Annotated in this window: 25 protein-coding genes and 1 riboswitch; of the genes, 21 read left to right on the top strand and 4 right to left on the bottom strand. The window is 42.7% G+C overall.

The window, feature by feature from the left end:
• Positions 1 to 90: 90 nt before the first annotated feature.
• Together SCACP_RS09110 and SCACP_RS09105 are read left to right on the top strand one after the other, a co-directional pair.
• Complete coding sequence (locus SCACP_RS09110) at positions 91 to 291, top strand: hypothetical protein (RefSeq protein ID WP_425061018.1); 201 nt, start codon at positions 91 to 93, stop codon at positions 289 to 291.
• Between the two features lie 53 nt (positions 292 to 344).
• Entirely contained in the window at positions 345 to 1,016 is a 672-nt protein-coding gene (locus SCACP_RS09105) for a TVP38/TMEM64 family protein (RefSeq protein ID WP_425061017.1), read from the top strand.
• 144 nt (positions 1,017 to 1,160) lie between these two features.
• On the opposite strand, the gene SCACP_RS09100 is transcribed toward SCACP_RS09105, so the two are convergent.
• Complete coding sequence (locus SCACP_RS09100; RefSeq protein ID WP_425061016.1) at positions 1,161 to 1,625, bottom strand: hypothetical protein; 465 nt, start codon at positions 1,623 to 1,625, stop codon at positions 1,161 to 1,163.
• A gap of 205 nt (positions 1,626 to 1,830) precedes the next feature.
• On the opposite strand from SCACP_RS09100, the gene SCACP_RS09095 reads away from it, so the two are divergent.
• The 5 genes from SCACP_RS09095 to SCACP_RS09075 all read left to right on the top strand — a co-directional run bounded on the left by SCACP_RS09095 (position 1,831) and on the right by SCACP_RS09075 (position 5,124).
• The gene (locus SCACP_RS09095) at positions 1,831 to 2,475 is read left to right on the top strand and encodes a hypothetical protein (protein WP_425061015.1); all 645 of its coding nucleotides are present in this window, start codon (positions 1,831 to 1,833) and stop codon (positions 2,473 to 2,475) included.
• Between the two features lie 197 nt (positions 2,476 to 2,672).
• Positions 2,673 to 3,269, top strand: a complete 597-nt coding sequence (locus SCACP_RS09090; RefSeq protein ID WP_425061014.1) for a hypothetical protein — start codon at positions 2,673 to 2,675, stop codon at positions 3,267 to 3,269.
• Between the two features lie 130 nt (positions 3,270 to 3,399).
• Positions 3,400 to 4,218, top strand: a complete 819-nt coding sequence (locus SCACP_RS09085; RefSeq protein WP_425061013.1) for a HipA family kinase — start codon at positions 3,400 to 3,402, stop codon at positions 4,216 to 4,218.
• 154 nt (positions 4,219 to 4,372) lie between these two features.
• Complete coding sequence (locus SCACP_RS09080; RefSeq protein WP_425061012.1) at positions 4,373 to 4,558, top strand: 2-hydroxymuconate tautomerase; 186 nt, start codon at positions 4,373 to 4,375, stop codon at positions 4,556 to 4,558.
• Positions 4,559 to 4,626: 68 nt separating this feature from the next.
• Positions 4,627 to 5,124 carry a hypothetical protein gene (locus tag SCACP_RS09075; RefSeq protein WP_425061011.1) on the top strand — a complete coding sequence of 166 codons (498 nt, stop codon included), beginning with the start codon at positions 4,627 to 4,629 and terminating at the stop codon, positions 5,122 to 5,124.
• Here SCACP_RS09075 and SCACP_RS09070 read toward each other — a convergent pair.
• On the bottom strand, positions 5,121 to 5,405 hold the full coding sequence (locus tag SCACP_RS09070) for a ferredoxin family protein (protein WP_425061010.1): 285 nt from the start codon (positions 5,403 to 5,405) through the stop codon (positions 5,121 to 5,123). The two genes, SCACP_RS09075 and SCACP_RS09070, sit on opposite strands and share 4 nt — an antisense overlap.
• Positions 5,405 to 6,787 carry an FAD-dependent oxidoreductase gene (locus SCACP_RS09065; protein WP_425061009.1) on the bottom strand — a complete coding sequence of 461 codons (1,383 nt, stop codon included), beginning with the start codon at positions 6,785 to 6,787 and terminating at the stop codon, positions 5,405 to 5,407. The genes SCACP_RS09070 and SCACP_RS09065 overlap by 1 nt, the downstream gene beginning before the upstream one ends.
• A 151-nt stretch (positions 6,788 to 6,938) precedes the next feature.
• A riboswitch (cyclic di-AMP (ydaO/yuaA leader) is annotated at positions 6,939 to 7,071 on the top strand.
• 4 nt (positions 7,072 to 7,075) lie between these two features.
• On the opposite strand from SCACP_RS09065, the gene SCACP_RS09060 reads away from it, so the two are divergent.
• Entirely contained in the window at positions 7,076 to 7,714 is a 639-nt protein-coding gene (locus tag SCACP_RS09060; protein WP_425061008.1) for a peptidoglycan-binding protein, read from the top strand.
• A gap of 279 nt (positions 7,715 to 7,993) precedes the next feature.
• Positions 7,994 to 9,448: an IMP dehydrogenase gene (gene guaB / locus SCACP_RS09055; protein WP_425061007.1), complete on the top strand. Its 1,455-nt coding sequence runs from the start codon at positions 7,994 to 7,996 to the stop codon at positions 9,446 to 9,448.
• A gap of 47 nt (positions 9,449 to 9,495) precedes the next feature.
• On the opposite strand, the gene SCACP_RS09050 is transcribed toward guaB, so the two are convergent.
• The gene (locus SCACP_RS09050) at positions 9,496 to 10,425 is read right to left on the bottom strand and encodes a polysaccharide deacetylase family protein (protein WP_425061006.1); all 930 of its coding nucleotides are present in this window, start codon (positions 10,423 to 10,425) and stop codon (positions 9,496 to 9,498) included.
• A 131-nt stretch (positions 10,426 to 10,556) separates the two neighbouring features.
• On the opposite strand from SCACP_RS09050, the gene SCACP_RS09045 reads away from it, so the two are divergent.
• The 12 genes from SCACP_RS09045 (at position 10,557) to ppaX (ending at position 22,059) form a co-directional block, all read left to right on the top strand.
• On the top strand, positions 10,557 to 12,542 hold the full coding sequence (locus tag SCACP_RS09045; RefSeq protein WP_425061005.1) for a transglycosylase domain-containing protein: 1,986 nt from the start codon (positions 10,557 to 10,559) through the stop codon (positions 12,540 to 12,542).
• Between the two features lie 58 nt (positions 12,543 to 12,600).
• Positions 12,601 to 13,329, top strand: a complete 729-nt coding sequence (locus SCACP_RS09040; protein ID WP_425061004.1) for a WecB/TagA/CpsF family glycosyltransferase — start codon at positions 12,601 to 12,603, stop codon at positions 13,327 to 13,329.
• An 89-nt stretch (positions 13,330 to 13,418) separates the two neighbouring features.
• On the top strand, positions 13,419 to 14,060 hold the full coding sequence (locus tag SCACP_RS09035; protein WP_425061003.1) for a phosphatidylserine decarboxylase family protein: 642 nt from the start codon (positions 13,419 to 13,421) through the stop codon (positions 14,058 to 14,060).
• Complete coding sequence (gene pssA / locus SCACP_RS09030) at positions 14,057 to 14,734, top strand: CDP-diacylglycerol--serine O-phosphatidyltransferase (RefSeq protein WP_425061002.1); 678 nt, start codon at positions 14,057 to 14,059, stop codon at positions 14,732 to 14,734. The genes SCACP_RS09035 and pssA overlap by 4 nt, the downstream gene beginning before the upstream one ends.
• A gap of 182 nt (positions 14,735 to 14,916) precedes the next feature.
• The gene (locus SCACP_RS09025) at positions 14,917 to 16,200 is read left to right on the top strand and encodes a glycosyltransferase family 2 protein (RefSeq protein WP_425061001.1); all 1,284 of its coding nucleotides are present in this window, start codon (positions 14,917 to 14,919) and stop codon (positions 16,198 to 16,200) included.
• A 378-nt stretch (positions 16,201 to 16,578) separates the two neighbouring features.
• Positions 16,579 to 16,956, top strand: a complete 378-nt coding sequence (gene queD, locus SCACP_RS09020) for a 6-carboxytetrahydropterin synthase QueD (RefSeq protein ID WP_425061000.1) — start codon at positions 16,579 to 16,581, stop codon at positions 16,954 to 16,956.
• A 3-nt stretch (positions 16,957 to 16,959) separates the two neighbouring features.
• A complete protein-coding gene (locus SCACP_RS09015; protein ID WP_425060999.1) occupies positions 16,960 to 17,685 on the top strand; it encodes a 7-carboxy-7-deazaguanine synthase QueE in 726 nt (241 codons plus the stop codon).
• 18 nt (positions 17,686 to 17,703) lie between these two features.
• A complete protein-coding gene (gene surE, locus SCACP_RS09010; RefSeq protein ID WP_425060998.1) occupies positions 17,704 to 18,462 on the top strand; it encodes a 5'/3'-nucleotidase SurE in 759 nt (252 codons plus the stop codon).
• Positions 18,463 to 18,540: 78 nt separating this feature from the next.
• Complete coding sequence (locus SCACP_RS09005) at positions 18,541 to 18,957, top strand: TIGR04086 family membrane protein (protein WP_425060997.1); 417 nt, start codon at positions 18,541 to 18,543, stop codon at positions 18,955 to 18,957.
• Between the two features lie 75 nt (positions 18,958 to 19,032).
• Positions 19,033 to 20,772, top strand: coding sequence for an indolepyruvate ferredoxin oxidoreductase subunit alpha (gene iorA / locus SCACP_RS09000; protein WP_425061367.1), 1,740 nt, complete (start codon positions 19,033 to 19,035; stop codon positions 20,770 to 20,772).
• Positions 20,765 to 21,352 (top strand): indolepyruvate oxidoreductase subunit beta, encoded by a 588-nt coding sequence (locus SCACP_RS08995; protein ID WP_425060996.1) that lies wholly within the window; start codon positions 20,765 to 20,767, stop codon positions 21,350 to 21,352. The genes iorA and SCACP_RS08995 overlap by 8 nt, the downstream gene beginning before the upstream one ends.
• A gap of 62 nt (positions 21,353 to 21,414) precedes the next feature.
• Positions 21,415 to 22,059, top strand: a complete 645-nt coding sequence (ppaX, locus tag SCACP_RS08990) for a pyrophosphatase PpaX (RefSeq protein ID WP_425060995.1) — start codon at positions 21,415 to 21,417, stop codon at positions 22,057 to 22,059.
• Positions 22,060 to 22,074: the final 15 nt, after the last annotated feature.

Raw genomic sequence — 22,074 nt, 5'->3', positions numbered from 1 at the left:
AGCTTATTTAAACTTTTGAAAAATATTTCTTATTTTTTTCTATTGCTGCGTGCACACTAGAAGCAAACAATAGCAAGGAGTGGTAGCAGTATGAAAAAAAGGTATACAGAGGAACAACTACGCGGTATTGCCAAAGAATGTCAAGAGTTTGAACATATTATTAACGCGATGGGATATGGTTATTCGCTGCTTAATGTGTCGGCAAAAGACTATATCAGGCGCTGTACTGACTGCACACATTGGCTAAGCGGCTCATGCAACATATTTCAAAACGAAATATCTCAATGGTAATAATCCAAACAGCGCTGTACTCCAGCGCTGTTTTTAAAGGCAGGAAGATACTAATGAACAAACTATTTGGTTGGCTGGCCATTATTGCGGTTCTCGGTTTAATTTACGCGTGGCAGCCTGAATTTTTCCATCATGCATACGGGATTATCGAGAAGGGCGACATTGCCGCTTTGGCCGAATACCTTAGATCTTTCGGCACCAGTGCTATACTTATTACTATTATATTATTTGTAGTAATGACTTTTACCATTGTCTTTCCCTTTATGATTTTGTCTGGCGCAGCAGGAATTGTTTTTGGGCTATTTTGGGGAATTATCATATCCTGGGCCGGAGAAGTAACTGGCGCATTATTTATGTTTGTTTTTGCCCGTTATTTTTTTCGTCACGCCGTCGAGGGCTGGATTGCTAAAAGTCGCTATTTGAAACAAGTAGACGATTACAGTGCCGCTAACGGTTTTAAAGCGCTGTTAATCGCCAGACTGCTGCCACTGGCGCCATCCGGTATTATCACGGCTGTCGCCGCTATCAGCAAAATATCGTTTAAGGATTTCTTTCTGGCAACTGTACTAGGTAAACTACCTCCGGTGGTTGTTAAAGTATTGCTGGGACATGATATTGTTTTTGCTGGTGAAAACATGAACCGGTTAATCGCAATAATATTACTGGTAATCGGTGTCTATTTAACGTTGTGGTGGCGCAAGAAAAAAAAGTCAGTACAAGATTAAATAAACCCTTTATACTGACGATCCCTGTAGTTCGTTTGCTCAGTGTGGTAACAAGTAGTTATCTAATGAGCTACCCGCACCCTGTAATACTGACAACAAAACCCCGGTATTTACCGGGGTTTTGTTTACTTAAGAATCAAGGAATTAAGCTGTGGCAGGTTCAGTTAAACTAACATGGCTAGGACCGACGGCTGAAATATCAGCCACATTAATTAAAACTGTATCGCTTTCTAAAAATATATTAGGTGTAGGACTGTTGGCGATATCATGAATGATCCCGTCTGCAGGATTGACTATTCCAGGAACGCACGATAACATTAAGCAAATAAAATTGGGATGATTCTCGTATTTTACTTCATTTTTGACTTCAACATGTGGCGGTGGGCAATGATCTTTCTTGCAATGATCCTTCTTGCAGTCATCTTTCTTCCAGTCATCTTTATCGCAGTCATCTTTCTTCCAATCATCTTTATGGGATGAGGAATAGGCGGGACGCGCTCCATCGTCCGCTTTAATCCGTCCCTGGTAAATTATTCCATATTTAGTTACCACAGTTATGTCCCCTATTAAGCAGTCAAGATCCAACCATTTTCCTTCTCCAGATGGCATATTTCATTCGCTCCTTTGTATATTTTTTGGCGTTCGCCTAATATATACTATGCATTTTAATAGGTAAGTGTTTATGAAAAGTTAAAGAAGAAAGGATTGGCAATACTTAAACGACTCCGTTCAGTGCTAAGTAACATTTACATAAAATAGTGCATATCATGTATTAGGTAGAAAGCCTAATTTTTATAAAAGGAGCGAAGGCAATATGAAATTCCCTAAAGGAAAAGGATTCGATATCTCTGGTGGCTTAGTTTTAACCGTTGTACTTGATGATGGCTTTACATTAACCGGACGGTTTTTAGGTGATGTAGACCGTAAACATGACGATCATATGAGTTGTCCACCTCCTCCGCCACCTAAAGTGGAAGTAAAAGTAGATCCGAAAGTGGAACTAGAAGTGGATGAAATTAAAGTAAATTGTGAACAAGAATTTCTTCTACTGCAACTCACAGAACCTGTCATAGCGTCGTGTAAATGGAGAGAAGTGATATTTCCCGAAGGTTCAATTGTTGCAATAAATGTAGATCAAATTTTATTTATTGGTCCTGGTATCAACAGCCAAAAAGATGACGAACATAAAAAAGGCCATAAGAAAGACTATAAAAAGGACCAAAAGAAGAACCATAAGAAGAAACATGACGACGACTATGACCACAATGACTATGACCATGATGACTATGACCATGACTGTGACTATGACCATGACTGTGACTGTGACTGCGATCATGACTGTGACTGCGATCATGACGGTGACTATGATAATGACGGTGACTATGATAATGACGGTGACTATGATAATGACGGTGACTATGATAATGACAATACAAATGATCGGGAAAAAAATAAATAATCCCTTATTCAATAGACACCAGAAAACCCTGGCAAATTCCAGGGTTTGTTTTTGCTCGAATATATGTAAAACGCCAACACCAATCAGTCAAACTTATTTTATATCTAGAAAGTTATGCAATACATGTTAATAGTAGTGACACAATTAGCTTTTAGTTCATACAGTATAATAGATATATTTTAGGAGGGATGAAAGGAATGGGGTTATTTACTGAACTTCGCAATGAATGTCTTATAAAAGAACTGCAACATGAGTTGAACACTGATGTTCTATTGTTTGGCTTTGATGGGTTTACCTATTTCGGCTGCTTACAGAACATAGACGACTGCCGTATCGCCGTCTTAACGCCAGCAATGGAAGCAGAAACGAGTAACGTTGAAATTCTGACTACCGGAGGAGAGCTCCACGAGGTAAATTTTGCCCGGGTTGATCTTTGGCAAATAGTTGCTAAAGGTACGTGTATTAAAAACGATCCAATTGAGTATTCACATAAGGGTAATTCTGCTGTTACTCTTGCGGCTGTTGACGCCGGCAATTCTGATCGGCAGGAAAGTCACGACTTGATCTGTCTACTGAAACGTATGATCGGTGAAGAAGTTGTTATAACAACCCTCGGCGGGTTCCTATTTGAAGGTGTCCTAAGTGATGTGGAAGACGAATTAGCAATACTAAAAGTAGACGATATATTTGTTCCTGGTACCAGTTCTTCGATTTCGGGAGATGATGTAAGATCGGTAGTAGTAAATCTGGAAGCTTTAACTTCGGTTTCCAAAGGGTTTAACTGCTGCAAATGATTATCAGTAGGGCTTTTTCTGACAAAGCCTATTCTAAGTTAATATGGTTTAACATATATAGAAAAGACCCGGTATACATTCTTGCCGGGTCTTTTTGGATTAGCGCTCTAGTTGGAGGAGGTTTGAGACCATGCTCATTGCCGTAGAGCACCTTGGCAGTGTTGGGGTGGGGATTACCTCACCACAGTATTTTCGCGCTAATGATGGAAGAGTATATGTAGTTAAACTACAAAACAACCGGCTTGGTTTAAAGGTACTGGTTAATGAATTTTTGGCTGCAAAGATTGGTGAATTAATGTATTTACGCTTCCCTCCCAGCAATATCATTGAGACTAATGAGGAAACGCTGCAGAGAAGCCCGTTACTGGCTGAACAAGGTGTGAACCCTGGACGGCACTTTGCCTCACAGTATCTAGATAATACTGAATATTTGGGCAAGAGTAACTTAGAGAAAGCTTCCAACGTATCTGAAATGGCCGGCATAATTCTATTTGATCACATGTTTCATAATGCCGACCGTACCAATAACCGGAAAAATATTTTACTGCGCCGGGAAGCTGATCGGTATACTATATATGCTATTGATAATTCACACTTATTTAGATCAGGAAAGTGGACGCTGGATTCCATTACAAATCTTGAAAAAAGGAAAAAAACTTATTACCGTTTTTCTTTTGGTATGTTGCTTAAAGATTGTCTTTCACCGCAAGATTTTCTCCCCTACTTAGACAAAGTAACAACGATCAGTAACGGACAAATTGATCAATTGGTGCAGGCAATACCCAGTGAATGGTTACCCGATGCTGCCGAACGACAAGCGCTGGCACAATATATCAAAATTCGGTGTAATATGGCTGAGGAAATTTGGAATACATTATGTAAGTATATTCCCAAAGCACGCGGCGGGCGCCGCTTGTCGTTCGGCAGAAAAGCTTCTCCTACAGTTTAAGAAGGAATAGCTATTACTTTAAATTTCTATCGCGGGTCAGCTAACATATTCAGCTAAAAAATAATTTACATTAAATAATAAACAAATAAAAATGGAAAAAAGGAATATTACTCCATATGTCGAAAAAACTATATAAATAATGGAGGTGATTTATATGCCAATTGTTCAAATCGATATGCTTGAAGGCCGTACATTAGAGCAAAAACGGGAGATGGTTAAAAAGGTTACCGAAGCCATTGTGGAGACAGCTAAATGTCCGCCAGAAGCCGTAACCATCGTGCTTCGTGAAGCTCCTACCCAGCATATAGCTAAAGCCGGCGTACTAGCATCTGATAGATAACTTATTAGGCCATTTCAAAATGAAATGGCCTTTTTCCAATCTGAAAAAAAGGTGGTGGGCTTAGTACTATGCTACCTATTCAGTTTGCGATTGAATTAGAAACCGCTCTAAACAAACAAATTGAGCTAGTATCTGACACCGTTCAAGCAGAGTTTACACCGTTAATTACGCTTATTAGCGGCTTTCAAAGACAATTCTTACAACTGCTCTCTGATGCCAGTACCGTAAACATTGACAGGGAACAATACCCAGCCGTCAATCAGGACCGACTGCTCGGCCCTGATGTTGCTTGGCGGCAATTTACCGGTCAAAATACCAGTATAATTGAGACTAACACCCAAACAATTACCGCAATATGGTCTATTTATGCCTTAATTGACAGATCAGCACAGTATTATCTGCAGGCAGCGACCAACAGCGCACATCCTGCGACCGGGCTATTCTTTCATTCGCTGAGTCAAATAAAGAAAATACTCAAGGGACGCCTGGCCGGCGTTATCCAGATGCTATACAATCATTATTGGGGAAAACTCGGCTTTGCGCCATTTGTACTGGGAAAAGATTAACCTTCCCGGTAGGCTACACCGTAACCACCATAAGGATATTCAAATTCAACGTTGTTGAACTGGCAAGCGAGCCGGCAAGCGCCGCATTCTACACACTGCTGATAGTAAACCAAAATGGGACTGCCTGGCTGGTAGTCCCATTTAAAAACCCTTGTGGGACATACATTTAGACATTGTTTGTCCTGGCAGTTACAGCATTGCTCCTGGCTGACTATAGCAACATGTTGCCTGGTATCATCCGGGTTAAAATTAATAAGCGCGATTTTATCGTTCAAGGTCATTAGCGTATCACCTTTAATGTTTGCCAGGCATCTGACAGGATCTTTGTTAATGGTTGCATGCTAGTTATTTTTTGAAAAATCAATCTGCGTTTGGCTCTTTTAGGCATAGTGTATATTTTTGCAACTTGAAAAGCTGCCTCATTGGCGATACGGGAATAGAGATCAAATGCGTAAGGAATATCGCGCATTAGTTTGGCAGCACCTGCATTGGCCTTCAAATCCTGCATCACAAAACTTTCGTTTAATAGTTTAGTATACAAAGATAGCTTCCGTATTGAGTAATCCCGGTTGATCTTGGCGGCATAAGCAGCTTGAGCAGCATAAAATCCTGACCACATAGCAAGATTGATGCCATGCGTTCCGTTTACTAGTGATCCGGCATCACCAATAATCATCAGCCCGCGATGTACCAATTGCGGGACTGCATGGTAACCACCTTCAGGAATTACCGCCCCGCCATATTCAATTGTTTCACCCCCGGCGATAAGACGTTTGATGTGGGGGTGTTTTTTTATGCGCTCCAATAGATCGTTGGGACTAAATCCGGCTTGGGCGAAATTGGCTATTGACATGCCTATATTAATATTAATGCTATCGCGAAAGGTATGAATTGAACCTGTACCATTAAACCCGGCTGTAGGATAACCAATCAGCCCAATTATCGTACCTTGGCTGGGCACTAGATTAAATCGCTCATCAATAACCTCTGGTGGCAGGGCAATAGTCTCTTTAACATATAGCGACATATTCTCAGCCGTAACACGTGGTGCCAGGCCAGCTCGCTCAGCCAGCAAGGAATTAGCGCCATCGGCCAAAATGATTACGTCTGCCAGATACTTACTGTTATCAGGATTAGCCGTCCGTACCCCATCAGCCTTCTGCCCATCAAACCATACTTCTTCAACACTATGGTTAAATTTCACTTGAGCACCGGCGGCAATCGCCTTATCTGTCAGCCATTTATATAAATTAGTACGTTTGACCGAAAACCGGTTATAGGGAGCAGCCGCCAACCGGGCACTTTGGAACCGGGCAGAAACAACTGAATCCTCAGTCATCCACCAGTATGATTGATCGGTAATTATCCGTTCATACAAAAGTTCTTCCCAAAAATTTGGAAATAACTTATGTGTGTGCTCAGCCATAATACTGGCGCCACCGCAGTTTTTCGCACCGGGGTATGGTCCACGTTCAAGGACAAGTACATCAAGTCCCTGATTAGCCATAAAGAATGCTGCCGTTAAGCCGGCAGGCCCGGCGCCAACTACTATTGCGTCATATTTTTTAACAACGGTATTGGTAATATGCGCATCATTCTTTACGGCAATTTGTTTAACAGATATTTTTTGCGGTTTTTTAATTTCACACCAACGTTTTAGCATAGCCTCACCCAGATTTAGTGTACTCCTAAACGCTAAAAATATTTAGTGACATGCATAATAAAGGATAAAAGAGAAAAAACGACTTTAATAACTATTATCCTTTAATAATCACCCGCAATCACACTTGCACCAATCTATGTTGTCATGTATCATATACAACACGCCGAATTTTCTGCAAATAGAAAAACGGGGGAACCATTTTTGGGGTGAATCCGCGTATGCGGTAGGGATCCCTTTGTCCCGAACCCGTCAGCTAACCTCGCAGGCATTTAGAAAGGGGGGTTTTTAATGAAAAACATCAAAAAAATTATTAGTAGTACACTTACTATGGCTATTTTCAGCGTAACTGTTTGGATGCCGCTGGCTTTTGCAGCATTAGGCGACCAAATGCTGGAACCAGGGATGACCGGAAAAGACGTAAAAGAATTGCAAACCATGCTTGTTAACTTGGGCCATGATGCGATTAACGTTGACGGCGTATTTGGTGAAATTACCGAACAAGCGGTACTTGAGCTGCAGGCTGCTAATAACCTTCCTGCTGACGGCATTGTCGGCCAGGACACGCTAAAAGTCCTGTTAGGCGACCGTATGCCGGAAGTGTCACGGGGCAGCGCGCCTAAACGTTATAAATCTGTTCTGGACATTAAAGCTACTGCTTACGCTCCGGGTCCGCATGATAATGACCAATGGGGCAATTTAACATATTTGGGTACCCAGATCCACCCTGGTGTAATTGCCGTTGACCCGCAGGTAATCCCGCTTGGCTCAAGGCTTTATATTGAATTTGCCGATGGCACCGGTATGTATGGTATAGCTGAAGATACTGGTGGCGCTATCAAAGGGAACCGTATCGATATTGCTGTGCAATCGGTAGACAAAGCCTATGACTTTGGTATCAAAAACGTAAAAGTATATGTTTTAAAATAACGACTGACGGTAGATATATGAAATCCAATAAAGACTTTTTTCTAGGCGTGTTGTTAGTAACGCTCCACCGCTGGCGCTTGACTTACGCTTATACTAACAACGCGCCTGTACATCTTTATTGGATACTATATAGATAGGTTTGGCACAAGCCAAATCTTTCTTATTTTTTTATTAACAATTTGACTTCCACATAAAAAGTGGTAGATTTGGCAAGTTTATTTATGTTATTATATTGAGAAATACCTAATTACTGAATGAGTTTTGAAAGGAGCTTAGTCAATGTTTGACAACAAATTTGGCCCCGAAGGATTAACTTTTGATGATGTTTTGCTTATACCCGCAAAATCGGAAGTTCTTCCCAGGGAAGTAGAAGTATCTACATATTTGACTAAAAACATCAAGCTTAATATTCCTATCATTAGCTCCGGCATGGACACTGTTACTGAAGCCCGTATGGCTATTGCCATGGCGCGCGAAGGTGGCATAGGGGTAATACATAAAAATATGCCCATCGCCCGCCAAGCTAACGAAATTGATAAAGTTAAGCGTTCTGAACACGGTATCATAGTTGACCCAATATTCTTGTCTCCCAACAACACACTACAAGATGCCCATGACCTAATGGAAAAGTACCACATTTCAGGGGTGCCTGTCACTGATCATGGCAAACTAGTCGGTATCCTGACAAACCGCGACTTACGGTTTGAAACTGATCTCAGCCGTAAGATTGCCGATTGTATGACCAGAGAACACCTGATTACCGCACCTGTCGGAACTTCGCTTACTGAAGCCAAGGAAATTTTGCGGCAACACCGGATTGAAAAACTGCCGCTACTTGATACTGCTGGCAACTTAAAAGGGCTCATTACCATCAAAGATATCGAAAAAGCCCAAAAATACCCTAACTCGGCTAAAGACGCAAAAGGACGCTTACTAGTTGCCGCGGCTATCGGCGTCGGGGCAGATATGATGGACCGTGTCGAAGCCATCGTTAGCGCTAAAGTTGACGTCATTGTTGTTGATACTGCTCATGGGCATTCCCGGGGCGTCATTGAAGCCGTCAAGAAAATTAAAAACGCTTTTCCGCATGTTGATCTTATCGCCGGTAATGTTGCCACCGGCGAAGCTACTCGTGATCTGATTGAAGCAGGCGCTGACGCTGTTAAAGTTGGCATTGGACCTGGCTCGATTTGTACCACCCGCGTTATTGCCGGTATCGGTGTACCACAAATTACAGCAATCTATAACTGCGCTACAACTGCTCGTCAATATAATGTGCCGATCATTGCCGATGGCGGCATCAAGTACTCAGGTGATGTAACCAAAGCTATTGCTGCCGGCGCCCAGGTAGTAATGATCGGCAACCTGCTTGCCGGCACCGAAGAAAGTCCCGGAGAAACAATTATCTACCAAGGCCGCAGCTACAAAGTATATCGTGGCATGGGCTCGCTGGGCGCAATGGCTGAAGGCAGTAAAGACCGGTACTTCCAGGAAAACATGGATAAGCTTGTACCTGAAGGAATTGAAGGCCGGGTACCTTATAAAGGCTCTGTGGCTGATACAGTGTTCCAGTTGATCGGTGGCCTCCGTGCCGGCATGGGTTATTGCGGGGTACGTAACATAGAAGAACTTATTACCAAAACCCAATTCATCCGCATTACCGGCGCTGGTCTCAAGGAAAGCCATCCGCATGATATTAGCATAACTAAAGAATCTCCAAACTATAGTGTTTAAATAAAAATGCTTTGGACTATGTCCAAAGCATTTTTATTTAACAATCATCACCAGGCTGGCGGTGTCTCAAGATTTATTACCCGAAATTCGAACTGCCTGTCTTTATAATATTTGATAATGTCAGGCAAGGCTCTTACTGTTTCGCCATGACCGCTTCCATCGTGCATAAGCACAATAGTATGACTCCATAAATTCTTATTATCCATTTGTGTAACAATATTATTAAAAATACGTCCGGCTTTTGCGTTAGAAGCGTCGCCTGAACTGACATTCCAGCCCACTTCGACATAACCTAACTTACTTAAAGTTTCCCAGTACTCTTTAGTAAAGCTGCCCGCCGAACCGCCAGGAGCACGGGAAATACGCGGCCGCACCCCAATCACTTTTTTGATGATATCATCAGTACGGCGCAATTGGGAAACATAAGTATTAGCTGACTGGTAAAGCTCCCGATATACATGATTATAGGAATGATTACCAATAGCATGACCTTCCTGATAAACACGCCGTAAAACATCAGGATGTTTTTCAATCTGAGTGCCTACGACAAAGAAAGTTGCTTTTATGCCGTGGCTTTTTAAGATATCAAGGACAACAGGAGTATTTTCAGGATCAGGTCCATCGTCAAAGGTAAGACAGACTACTTTTGATGCATAATAAGGGCTAACTTTAGGAAGTTCCAATGATAAGCCTTTTGTTTGCCGTTCCTGCACGGTAAAAACGTCATATACCGGCTTTACTGATAGTGGCGGATTTTCGGGATTTTCATTCATATAATAGGCATCTGCTATGGTATCCGGCAATGTATACATAGTTTTAGGCGAAGGAGAGTCTTGATACACTGACGCACCTGCTACCGGCACAACAGACTTGGAATCATAAAATGCAAGTAAGGCTAGGGGCGATGACACTAGTAGTGTAAGACATACAGCGCTAAATCCACAAAAGTACTGAAATAACCTCGACTTGTTCTTCATGTAAGCGCTCCTGTTTAAATAATTTGATGAACTGTGTCTAAAATTCGTATATTCTCCGTGCAACGTACTATTCCTGCATGTAAAACTACAATACCTTGGGGATACTATTTCTAAGAGGAGCGTGTGCCTGAATGAAAAACACCATGATTAAAATAATCTCTTTGACCCTTTTATTGTCAATGTCAGCCTGCATCAGCTATGCGTCGTTTTTAGATTTTCCGGAAACTAACAATTTAGAAAATTTGAACCTTATATCTGCTACCCAAGTATTTGACATAAACGGACAGTTAATTTCTAAGCTTTTTGAAGAAAACCGAATTGTCGTACCCATTAGCAATATGTCGCCATATGTTCAACAGGCCATCATAGCTAATGAAGATACCCGGTTTTACAATCATTTTGGTATTGACCCTATCGGAGTTCTCCGTGCCATAGTGGTAAACATTCGCACTGGCAGCTTAGTCGAAGGTGGCAGCACAATAACCCAGCAATTGGCAAAAAACATGTTTCTAACCCAAGAACGTACGTTCATTCGCAAACTCAAAGAAGCGTTACTGGCCATAATTATTGAACGAAAGTTTTCTAAGCAAGAAATTCTTCAAGCATATTTAAACCAAATATATTTTGGTGAAGGAGCTTATGGCATAGAAGCTGCGTCCCAAATGTACTTTGGCAAACACGCCCGAGACTTGTCTTTGGCAGAAAGCGCTATGTTAGCCGGACTGCCTCGTGGGCCAAATATTTATTCGCCATACGTCGATGTGAATGCAGCTTTGGAACGCAGGGCAGTAGTGCTTGCAAGCATGGTAAAGGAAGGGTATATAACTGAACAGGAAGCCGAGCTGGCTAAAACTGAACCCATTAAACTTGCCGGCAAAAAAAAACGGGTAGTACAAGCTTCTTATTTTCTCGACTATATTGCTAATGAGTTAGTAGGCCGTTATGGCGCCAACCGGGTGTATAAGGGCGGGCTCAAAGTATATACCACTCTTGATATTAAACAGCAGCAGGCAGCCGAAGCCGTTTTAGGACAGTTGCAGGGAGCCGTTCTCGCGCTTGATCCGAAGTACGGTTATGTTAAAGCCATGGTTGGCGGGCGCAATTACGAAGAAAGTCAAGTAAACCGTGTATTTACCGAAGTTCGGCAACCCGGTTCTGCGTTTAAGCCATTTCTATACGCGGCAGCTCTAAATCAGGGACTTACCGCCAATGCAGTTATTGTTGACGAACCGGTTAATTTTAATGGTTATTCACCGGTAAATTATGACAAGAAATACCGTGGGCCAGTAACTCTTAAAAAGGCTTTGCGCTGGTCAGTTAACGTGGTTGCCGTAAAGCTAGCCAATCAAATAGGCATTGACAAGGCTTTGAACCTTGCCAAAGCTATGGGAATCAGTACACTGACACCGGAGGACAACAATTTGGCTGCAGCGTTAGGCGGTTTAACTCAAGGGACAAACCTGTGGGAACTGGCAGCCGCATATACTGCCTTTGCTAATGGCGGTGTGTTATCCAAGCCTGTAACCATATTAAAAGTGCTTGACGAAAACGATCAGGTACTTGAAGAAGGCAGAGTAGTTCAGCAGTCAGTACTTAAACCCGAAATTGCCTATATTTTAACAGATATGCTTAAAGGTGTACTCCAAGACGGCACAGCTACACCGGCTAACCTTGGCCGCCCGGCCGCAGGTAAAACCGGCACTACTGATAACTATGAAACAGCATGGTTTATCGGCTATACTCCTGACATACTAGTTGGTATTTATGTAGGCAACGACAACCGGCAGCCGGCGGGAATTTCGGGGACTGAGGTTTCGGCACTGTGGGGCAAGATGGTCTCGAAAATCGTATCAGGAACCCCACCTACTGATTTTATTATTCCCCCTAACGTTATAACCGGCATTCCAATTTGTGCAAACTCAGGAAAACTGGCAGGGCCTGGCTGCAAAGAGACTGAGTACAGCGCCTTCATTCGCGGTACCCAGCCGATAGCAGCAGATAACCGGGCCAAAATATTGCCAGCACCAGGTGAACCTCAGCCACAACAACCAAGCCAACAGGAACAACGGCAACAACCATTTTGGAAATGGCCTTGGTCAAGATTGCCGTCATTTTAAACTTATGGTACAATGTGCTAGGATAGTAAAAAACAGTTTAAGGAGCTAACATTTTTCAGTGGGTACGAGAGCAACTGTCTTAAACATAATGATTGACACTGTAACCATGTCCGAAGCAGTAGCCAAAATTGAGCAGTATATTGCCGAAAAAACACCGCATTTAATAGCTACAGCCAACGCCGAAATGGTTATGATGGCACAAGAAGATCAAGAATTAGCCGCTATTCTCCGCCAATGCGCTCTGGTGGTGCCGGACGGAGCCGGTGTTGTATGGGCAGCGCGTCACCAAGGATATACTATGCCGGAGCGGGTGACAGGTTATGATCTGGCGCAAAATCTGCTGGCAAAAGCAGTCGCTAAAGGGTATCGCGTCTTTATGTTTGGCGGTCAGCCGGACATTGTGGAAAAAGCAAAAAACATTGCTTTAAAACAATATCCGGGCCTTAATGTTGCCGGAACAAGACACGGCTTTTTTTCTGCACAAGATGAACCGGCCATTATCGAAAGTATTCAATCGGCAAAACCTGATATTTTATTAGTAGCTTTGGGAGTCCCCAAGCAGGAGAAATGGCTGGCCAAACATCTGGAAAAACTTAATGTTCCGGTATGCATGGGAGTGGGCGGCACATTTGACGTTATGGCCGGCGCTGTTAAGCGCGCCCCGCTCTGGATGCAGCGTATTAATCTAGAATGGCTATTCCGCCTGATATGTCAGCCGCAAAGAATAATCAGGATGATGGCCTTGCCGCGTTTTGCCATTAAAATCATGCTAGGCAAAAAATGTTAGACAAAGTAACCTCAGTATATTATACTGATATAATGAGCTTGGTTTTTTGTTGAGTAATATAGAGGAGGTTTTGAGCAGGAGGTGGATAAATGGTAAAAAACCCTATTGTTAAAGAGGGATACATATATATTGCTGTGCTTGGGCTAATTACGGTTATTGTCGCCTTGGCCATCAATCCTTACTGGAGTATTATTCCCGGGGTGCTAATGGCTTTTGTTACCTTCTTTTTTCGTAATCCCAACCGTACTGTGCCTAATGATGATAACTTAATCGTATCGCCTGCTGACGGCAAAGTAATGAGTGTCTGCAAAGTGTATGATGACCAGTTTCTTAATGAGGACGGTATCAAAGTTACAATTTTTTTATCAGTGTTTGATGTTCATGTTAATCGCAGCCCTATAAGCGGTGAAATTAAATTTCAGCAATATACTTGCGGCAGGTTTAAACCTGCCTATAAAGAATCGGCAGCTTGCGAAAACGAGCGTCATGCTATTGGTTTGGAAAATAGCAAAATGCGGGTATTGGTAACGCAAATTGCCGGTATTCTGGCCCGCCGCATCGTTTCCTGGGTGACATTAGGAACCATATTGCAGCAGGGTGAACGTTACGGTCTTATTAAATTTGGTTCCTGTACGGAACTTATTGTACCAACGACAGTAGATATCCTAGTGAAAAAGGGGGACAGAGTAAAAGGCGGAAAAACGATAATAGGGAGGTTAACGGAAGAGTGAGAAGTGCTATTCCTAATATATTAACAACATTTAACCTAGTGTTAGGCATGTTTTCCATTATTTCCACGCTTCAAGGTGAATTTTTGCGCGCAACACTATTTATTGTAGCCGCTATGATCGCTGATGGTATGGATGGGCGTGTTGCCCGGCACTTTGGCGTAAGTAGTGAATTTGGTAAAGAGCTTGATTCGCTCTGTGACCTGGTATCGTTTGGCGTAGCTCCTGCTATTTTGGCTTATGACTTTATGCTCAAAGAATTCGGCATCACCGGTTATGTTGTAGCAGCCGCATTTGCTACTTGTGGCGCTTTGCGGTTAGCCAGGTTTAATGTCAACACCGGTAAAGTCAAAGGATATTTCATGGGATTGCCGATACCAGCCGCCGGCTGTGTTGTAGCCACATTTGTAATGCTCAACATGAAGCCGTCAGGTTGGTTGTTTCCATTAATGGTTGTCATTTTTGCCTATCTCATGGTCAGTACTATAAAATATCCGGATTTTAAGGGTAAAGGTGAACCAATTCGTATCATTCCGGTCGTTCTTACCTTATTATTAAGCGGATATATTTTATTCCTCAATATGAACGCCATTTTGTTTGTCCTGTTCTTTTCCTACGCTTTATTCGGAATCTTAAATACTATCTTTGGCCTGTTTGACCGGCGTTCTGCAGCCTAGCCATCTAAACCCAATGTTAAACTTTGGTATGTTAGATTTTGGTTAAGTTGCAGGAAAAACAAATCATTGCGTCAAATTTTATGCATATTATTTATATGAAAAGTTATCCGGAAAACTGGCAAATAAATCCTGTAAAACCGAATTTTTTCTTGATGAGCAGGATTTTGTAAGGAGAATAATCCATGAACTATATTTTTGATTATATAATGATTCCAATGCAACTCATCATTGTGTTTTTTACTCTGTATTATTTTATCATTGCCTTCTTTGGTATTTGTAAAAGACGCGAAGAAAAAATAACTACTCCGAAAAATACGTTTGCAGTTATCGTTGCAGCCCACAATGAAGAGAAGGTAATTGGTCAATTGGTAGAAAATCTGCATGTTCTTAATTATCCCAAGGAACTTTACGACATCTACGTAGTTGCCGACAATTGCAAGGATCATACAGCCCAGATTGCCCGCAATGCCGGAGCCATAGTATATGAGCGTTTTAACCTTGAACAACGCGGCAAAGGTTATGCGTTGGAATGGATGTTTGAGAAGCTGTTTGGGTTAAACCGCCATTATGACGCCGTTGTTGTATTTGATGCTGATAATTTAGTTGATCCAAACTTTCTCAAAGAAATGAATAACCGCCTGTGTAAGGGTGAAAAAGTAATTCAAGGTTATATGGACGCCAAAAATCCTAATGACACGTGGATTGCCGCAACCTTTGCCATCTCGTTTTGGGTAGTAAACCATATCTGGCATTTGGCCAAATATAACCTGGGCTTATCAAGCGTTCTGGGCGGTACGGGAATGTGTATATCGACCGACATTCTCAAAAAGTATGGCTGGGGTGCTACCTGCCTGACTGAAGACATGGAATTTACCATGAAAGTATTGCTTAATGGCATTCGCACTACGTGGGCTCATGATGCCATTGTATACGATGAAAAGCCGCTTACCTTCAAGCAATCCTGGAATCAGCGCAAACGCTGGGCTCAGGGACATTTCGACTGTGCTAACCGTTTTATACCTAAATTACTGGCTGAAGGAATAAAGAGACGTGATATCAGAATTCTCGATGGTGTTCTCCATTTATTCCAACCGCATTTTCTGATACTATCAACCGTTTTTGTTTTATTAAGCTATTTATATCACATTGTTCCATTTTACACTAATATTCTTTATATGGTTCTCCCGATTGAAGTGTGGACTATTATTGCAGTTGGTCAATATGTATTCCCGATGATTGTTCTGGCAAAAATCCGCGCCCATTGGAAATCTTGGTTATATATGATTTTCTATCCATTATTTGTATACAGTTGGATACCAATTACCTTCTTAGGCTATTTGCACCGCAATGACCGGAATTGGAGCCACACTCAGCATACCCGCAGTCTTAGCTATCGTGATATACTGCTAAACAATTCTGACGAGTTCTCCAAGGAAAACCTCTTAAGCAAACAAGCCATCAAATAAAAGGTGAGTTAACACTCATCTTTTTTTACATCTGATAATACAATTATAATTAGCACTATACCCGCGAGCACAAGTTGTTTTACCGGCATCCGAAGGGCTTGGGACAGTCCAAGTCCAGCGAACTTTCCCGTTAGGGGTGCGATGGTTATAGCCTGTTGATTCCCGACTTGCGAGGACGATGGATAGCATGCTGCTAACTATAGTATCCAATAAAGATTTACAGGCGTGTTGTTAGTATAAGCGTAAGTCAAGCGCCAGCGGTGGAGCGTTACTAACAACACGCCTAGAAAAAAATCTTTATTGGATTTCATATAGCTAAACACCTGCAGTATATTTCTTGAATGACTGATAAACCTATTGTATAAAGGAGGCGTAAAAATGTACGATCTGACGATAATTGCCGAATTTGAGGCTGCCCATCGATTACCTGATTACCCTGGCAAATGCTGCCGCTTGCACGGTCACAACTGGAAAGTCGAAGTGACTGTTACCGGTCATAAGCTTAACCACCTTGGTATGGTTATGGATTTTAAGGAGCTTAAAGCTGAAGTAAGTAAAGTAATTGAAACTCTAGACCATTATTACCTCAACGATATCCCGGCTTTTAAAATGACAAACCCGACTGCTGAAAACATTGCAAAATATATATATGACACACTGGCTAATAACCCCGTATTTCAACAAGACATCAAAGTCCGTTGCGTACAGGTATGGGAGTCACCCCGGTCAGCGGTCAAATACTGTCCGCAGGGGTAGACCATGGCACATGTTGTTGAAGTATTTTCTTCCATTCAGGGTGAAGGGCTATATGTCGGCACAAGGCAAGTATTTGTGCGGTTTGCCGGCTGTAATTTGGCTTGCACCTATTGTGACACACCAGACTCACGCCAGCTGTGTCAGTTTGCATTAGTTGAACGCACCGCAGGTAAGCGGAATTTTATCAGTGTAAGTAATCCGCTATCACTTGAAAACCTTGTACAGGTTATTAATTCACTATTAACTTTTCGGCATCATTCAATTAGTTTTACAGGGGGCGAACCGCTTTGTCAGGCAGCTTCAATTATTAAACTAGCCCCTCAACTGAATGCACCTATATATCTAGAAACCAACGGTACCCTGCCTGACAGACTTGCCGAAGTATTGCCGTACGTAGATATTATTAGCATGGATATTAAACTGCCCAGTATTGCCGGTAAATCATATTGGCAGGAACATTACGAATTTTTGCGGCTGGCATTGGACAAAGAGGTTTTCGTAAAGGTTGTAGTTACAGGCCAAACGAAAGAAACTGAAATTAAGCAAGCAGTCAATTTGGTGGCATCAGTCAGTTCCGAGATCCCGCTGATTCTGCAGCCGGTAACACCCATAAACGGTTGCGAACCTGTTACACCGGAAACCCTGCTTATGTACCAGGAGCACGCGCTTGCTATTCTTAAGAATGTCCGGGTAATTCCGCAAACCCATAAGTTTATGGGGCAATTATAATGGTGGGAGGGTATGCTTTTGCATTTACTTTTGACCAATGATGATGGGATCGAGGCACCGGGAATAAGAGCTCTATGGCAGGAATTGTCACAAATAGCCAGAATCACCGTAGTAGCTCCAGACAGCGAAAAAAGTGCGTCCAGCCAGGCTATTACGGTGCACCATCCCATATGGGTAGATAAGCATTGTATTGATAATCAGAATATTTGCGCCTGGAGGGTTGGCGGCACACCAACCGACTGTGTCAAAGTGGCTTTAGAAGCGCTAATGGTCGACGACCAACCGGATATTGTTGTCTCAGGTATTAACCAAGGCTCAAATATGGGGACAGATGTATTATACTCAGGCACCGTCAGCGCAGCTATCGAAGGTGCATTGCATGGCCTGCCGGCTGTCGCTATGTCACTGGACAGCTGGCAACCAATTGATTTCGGGCCGGCAGCCAGAGTCGCAAGAAAAATAGTCGAGACAATGATTAACCGGAGTTTACCACCTAATACTCTGCTTAACGTCAACGTGCCGGCCCTACCGGAAAAACAACTGAAGGGAATCGCGATAACAAAGTTAGGTGTCCGTAATTATGAAAATACTTTTGAGCGGCGCCAGGACCCCAGAGGCCGCACTTACTATTGGATGAGCGGCTCTGTTTCTGAAACTGAAAACGATTCTGATAGTGATATTGTAGCCGTGCGAAACGGTAAAATTTCAGTTACACCTGTTCATTTTGACTTAACCAATTACAGGATAATGAACTTATTGGAGACTTGGGAGTTATAATGTTATATCTTTGTCCGGTATATTTGGCTATTAATTGCATAAATTTACAGTAAAAGATTTTTGGCAGGAGGGAGTATTATGGCCAAAATTTCCCGGAGGACACGAAATTATCCCCAGACTCCACGTAACACCAATATATCTATGGCTATATTTAAAGGAGTCGTGGTTAGCATTACCGTCTCACTTACTTGTGCCGTATTTCTTTCCTTAGTAAGCCTGTTATCTGACAATAGATTCATTGAAACATATCTTGAATATATTATGGTTGCAGTTACCACGACAAGCATCTTTATTGGTAGTGTCTACGCAACAAAACAAATAGAAGCCAAAGGTTTAATTATCGGTTGTACTGTAGGAATAATATATGTGATATTTTCGGTAGGAGTTGGCCTGGAATTAGGTCAAGAACAGGTGTCTTGGCTAATGCTAGGTAATAAATTTGCTGCCGGTAGCTTAGCCGGAGCACTTGGCGGATTTATTGGCGTAAATTTATAATTTTACAGTAACTGGTTAGGCAGGGATTTTTACAATAATCTTGAATTTTTACTGTAATATCATAGGAGAGGGTGAATCGTTATTCAAAAGTTACTTTCAGGAAATGAAGCAATAGCCCGCGGCGCTTATGAAGCTGGCGTTAGAGCCGCCTGTGCTTACCCGGGAACTCCCAGCACGGAAATTTTGGAAAACATTGCCCAATATAGAGAAATCTACTGTGAATGGGCCCCCAATGAAAAAGTAGCAGTTGAGGTTGCGCAAGGAGCATGTTTTGCCGGCGCTCGCAGTTTAGCAGCTATGAAGCATGTAGGAGTAAATGTAGCGGCTGACCCACTGTTCTCGCTAGCCTATACTGGCGTAAACGGCGGCTTTGTCTTAGTCTCAGCCGATGACCCTGGTATGCATAGCTCTCAAAATGAGCAAGATAACCGCTATTATGCTAAGTTTATGAAAATGCCGCTTTTGGAACCATCTGATAGTCAGGAGGCTAAAAACTATACAATTGCCGGTTTTGATATTAGTGAAAAGTTTGACGTGCCGGTTTTACTCCGGACTACCACCCGCATATCACATTCCAAGGGACTCGTTACACTGGGTGAGCGACGTGAAGCGGCACTAAAACCCTATAAAAAAGATGTCTCTAAATTTGTGATAATTCCGGCCAATGCAAGAAAACTTCGCATTTCACTGGAAGAAAGGCTTAAACGGCTAAAAGAATTTGCAGATACTTTCCCCGGTAACAGGGTGGAAGGGAACGGACAGGAGTTTGCCGTCATCACCAGCGGTATTGGTTATCAATATGCCAAGGAAGCGTTAGGAGACCGCGCCACATATCTAAAACTCAGCCTCACCTTTCCTTTACCGGAAGGATTAATTAAAGATTTTATCGCTCAACACCGAAAAGTATACATAATCGAGGAAGGCGAACCGTTCCTCGAAGAGCAAATCAAAGCTCTGGGATTAAACGTTATCGGCAAGGAAGTATTTCCGCGTATCGGGGAATTAAGTGCCGCCATTATTAAAGAAAAATTACTTGGTCACACTTTGCCTGTTTCCATCACAACTCATGATGTGCCTGTGAGACCGCCGGTATTATGCCCGGGCTGCCCGCACCGCGGTATATTTTATACCATTAATAAACTGGGGGCCATTGTTACTAGCGATATCGGCTGTTATACCCTGGGGGTATTGCCGCCGCTTAATTCACTGGAAACCTGTATTTGCATGGGTGCAAGCATTGGCAATGCCTTGGGCATGTCCAAAATTATGCCTGACAAAAAAGTAGTAGCCACCATCGGTGATTCGACTTTCTTACATTCCGGAGTAACAGGGCTAATGGACGTAGTATATAATAGGGGCATACTTACTGTCGTAATTTTGGATAACTCTATTACCGGCATGACCGGTCACCAGAACAATCCGGCAACCGGTTTCACGGTAAAAAATGAGCCAACCTATAAGATAGATATTGAAGCGCTTGTTAAAGCCTGTGGCATAACTAACATATGGACAGTCAATGCCTATAACCTTGCTGAAGTTGAAGCCGCGCTCAAAGCTGCCACTACCTGCGGCGAACCGGCGGTTGTTATTGCTAAACGCTCATGCGTGCTCATTGATAAATCTGCCCGTGACATTTATACCATTGCCGGTGACGTTTGTACATATTGTAAGTCATGCCTCAAACTTGGTTGTCCGGCGATTGAAAACCGCAACGGCAAAATGGTTATTAATGAAACGCTATGCAACGGCTGTGCTGTATGTGTCCAGGTGTGCAAATTCTCGGCAATCGGAAAGGCAGGTGCTGTCAATGCCTAGCCATGGACAAACTGTAAATATTTTAATAGTCGGCGTAGGCGGGCAAGGTACATTGCTGGCCAGTAAAATTTTAGGCCAAGTCGTTCTTCTTTCCGGACTTGATGTCAAGCAGTCTGAAGTCCATGGTATGGCTCAACGCGGCGGCAGCGTTGTTACATATGTCCGTTTTGCTGATAAAGTGTATTCGCCTTTAGTTGAAAAAGGACAAGCAGACATTGTAATTGCCTTTGAGAAGTTAGAAGCACTTAGATGGGCAGATTACCTCAAACCGGGCGGCACGGTAATCGTCAATGACCAGGAGATTCCCCCCACGCCGGTTATCATTGGCGCTGCCGAATATCCTCAGGATATTTACGAACGTCTGGCCGCAACCAAAACTAAGGTAATACGTCTGAACGGCCTGGCTCTAGCCAAAGAGCTGGGGCAAGTTAAGGCTCTTAATGTAGTTCTTTTGGGAGTGGCTGCCAAACTGTTAAATTTCGACCGTAAGTTGTGGGAACAAGCCATTACCGATACAGTGCCGGCAAAGGTTCTGGACGTTAACCTTAAGGCCTTCGCGGCTGGTTGGGACGCTTTTTAAACAGGAGCCTCTGGCAGGCTCCTGTTTTTTCTGAGCTAATACACAAGCTTTAGGAGGCTAAAGTGAAATTTAAAGGACTTTTATTTGACTTAGACGGCACACTTATCGATACATCTGAATTAATTATCCGCTCATTTCAGCATACTTTTAAACAGCATTATGACCGCATACTAAGCCTGCAAGAGATATACGCCTTTTTTGGCAAACCGCTCAAAGCTGCCATGGAGCATTATGGTCCTGATAAAGTTGATGAATTAATTAAAACTTACCGGGAGTTTAATCTTAACCATCATGATGAACTTACCACCGGTTTCACCGGAGTTCCTGAGGCAATTCACAAACTCTATAATGCGGGCATACTAACGGCAATAGTTACATCGAAAACAAAAAGCACGGCGATCAGGGGGCTCCGGCTATTTGATATGCATAAATATTTCCCCGTAGTCATTGGCCACGAAGAGTGCCAAAAACACAAACCCGACCCTGAACCTGTGCTTTTGGCGCTTGCGCAATTAAAACTTTCACCATCAGAATGCCTGATGGTCGGAGATAGCCCTTTTGACCTGGCTAGCGCCCGGGCTGCAGGAGTTAAAACAGCAGCAGTCCGCTGGACGCGTATCGACTGGGAAAACTTACTGACCGAACAACCTGATTATGTACTTGAAACTATTAATGATTTACTTGATATTTGTCTCATAGAAAAATAACAGACAGGGTGATAA

The sequence above is a fragment of the Sporomusaceae bacterium ACPt genome (assembly GCA_041428575.1).
GTDB classification, from domain to species: Bacteria; Bacillota; Negativicutes; order Sporomusales; family Sporomusaceae; genus Sporomusa_D; species Sporomusa_D carbonis.
The sequence above is the reverse complement of the archived record's forward strand: the minus strand, read 5'-3'. Positions and strand labels throughout refer to the sequence as shown.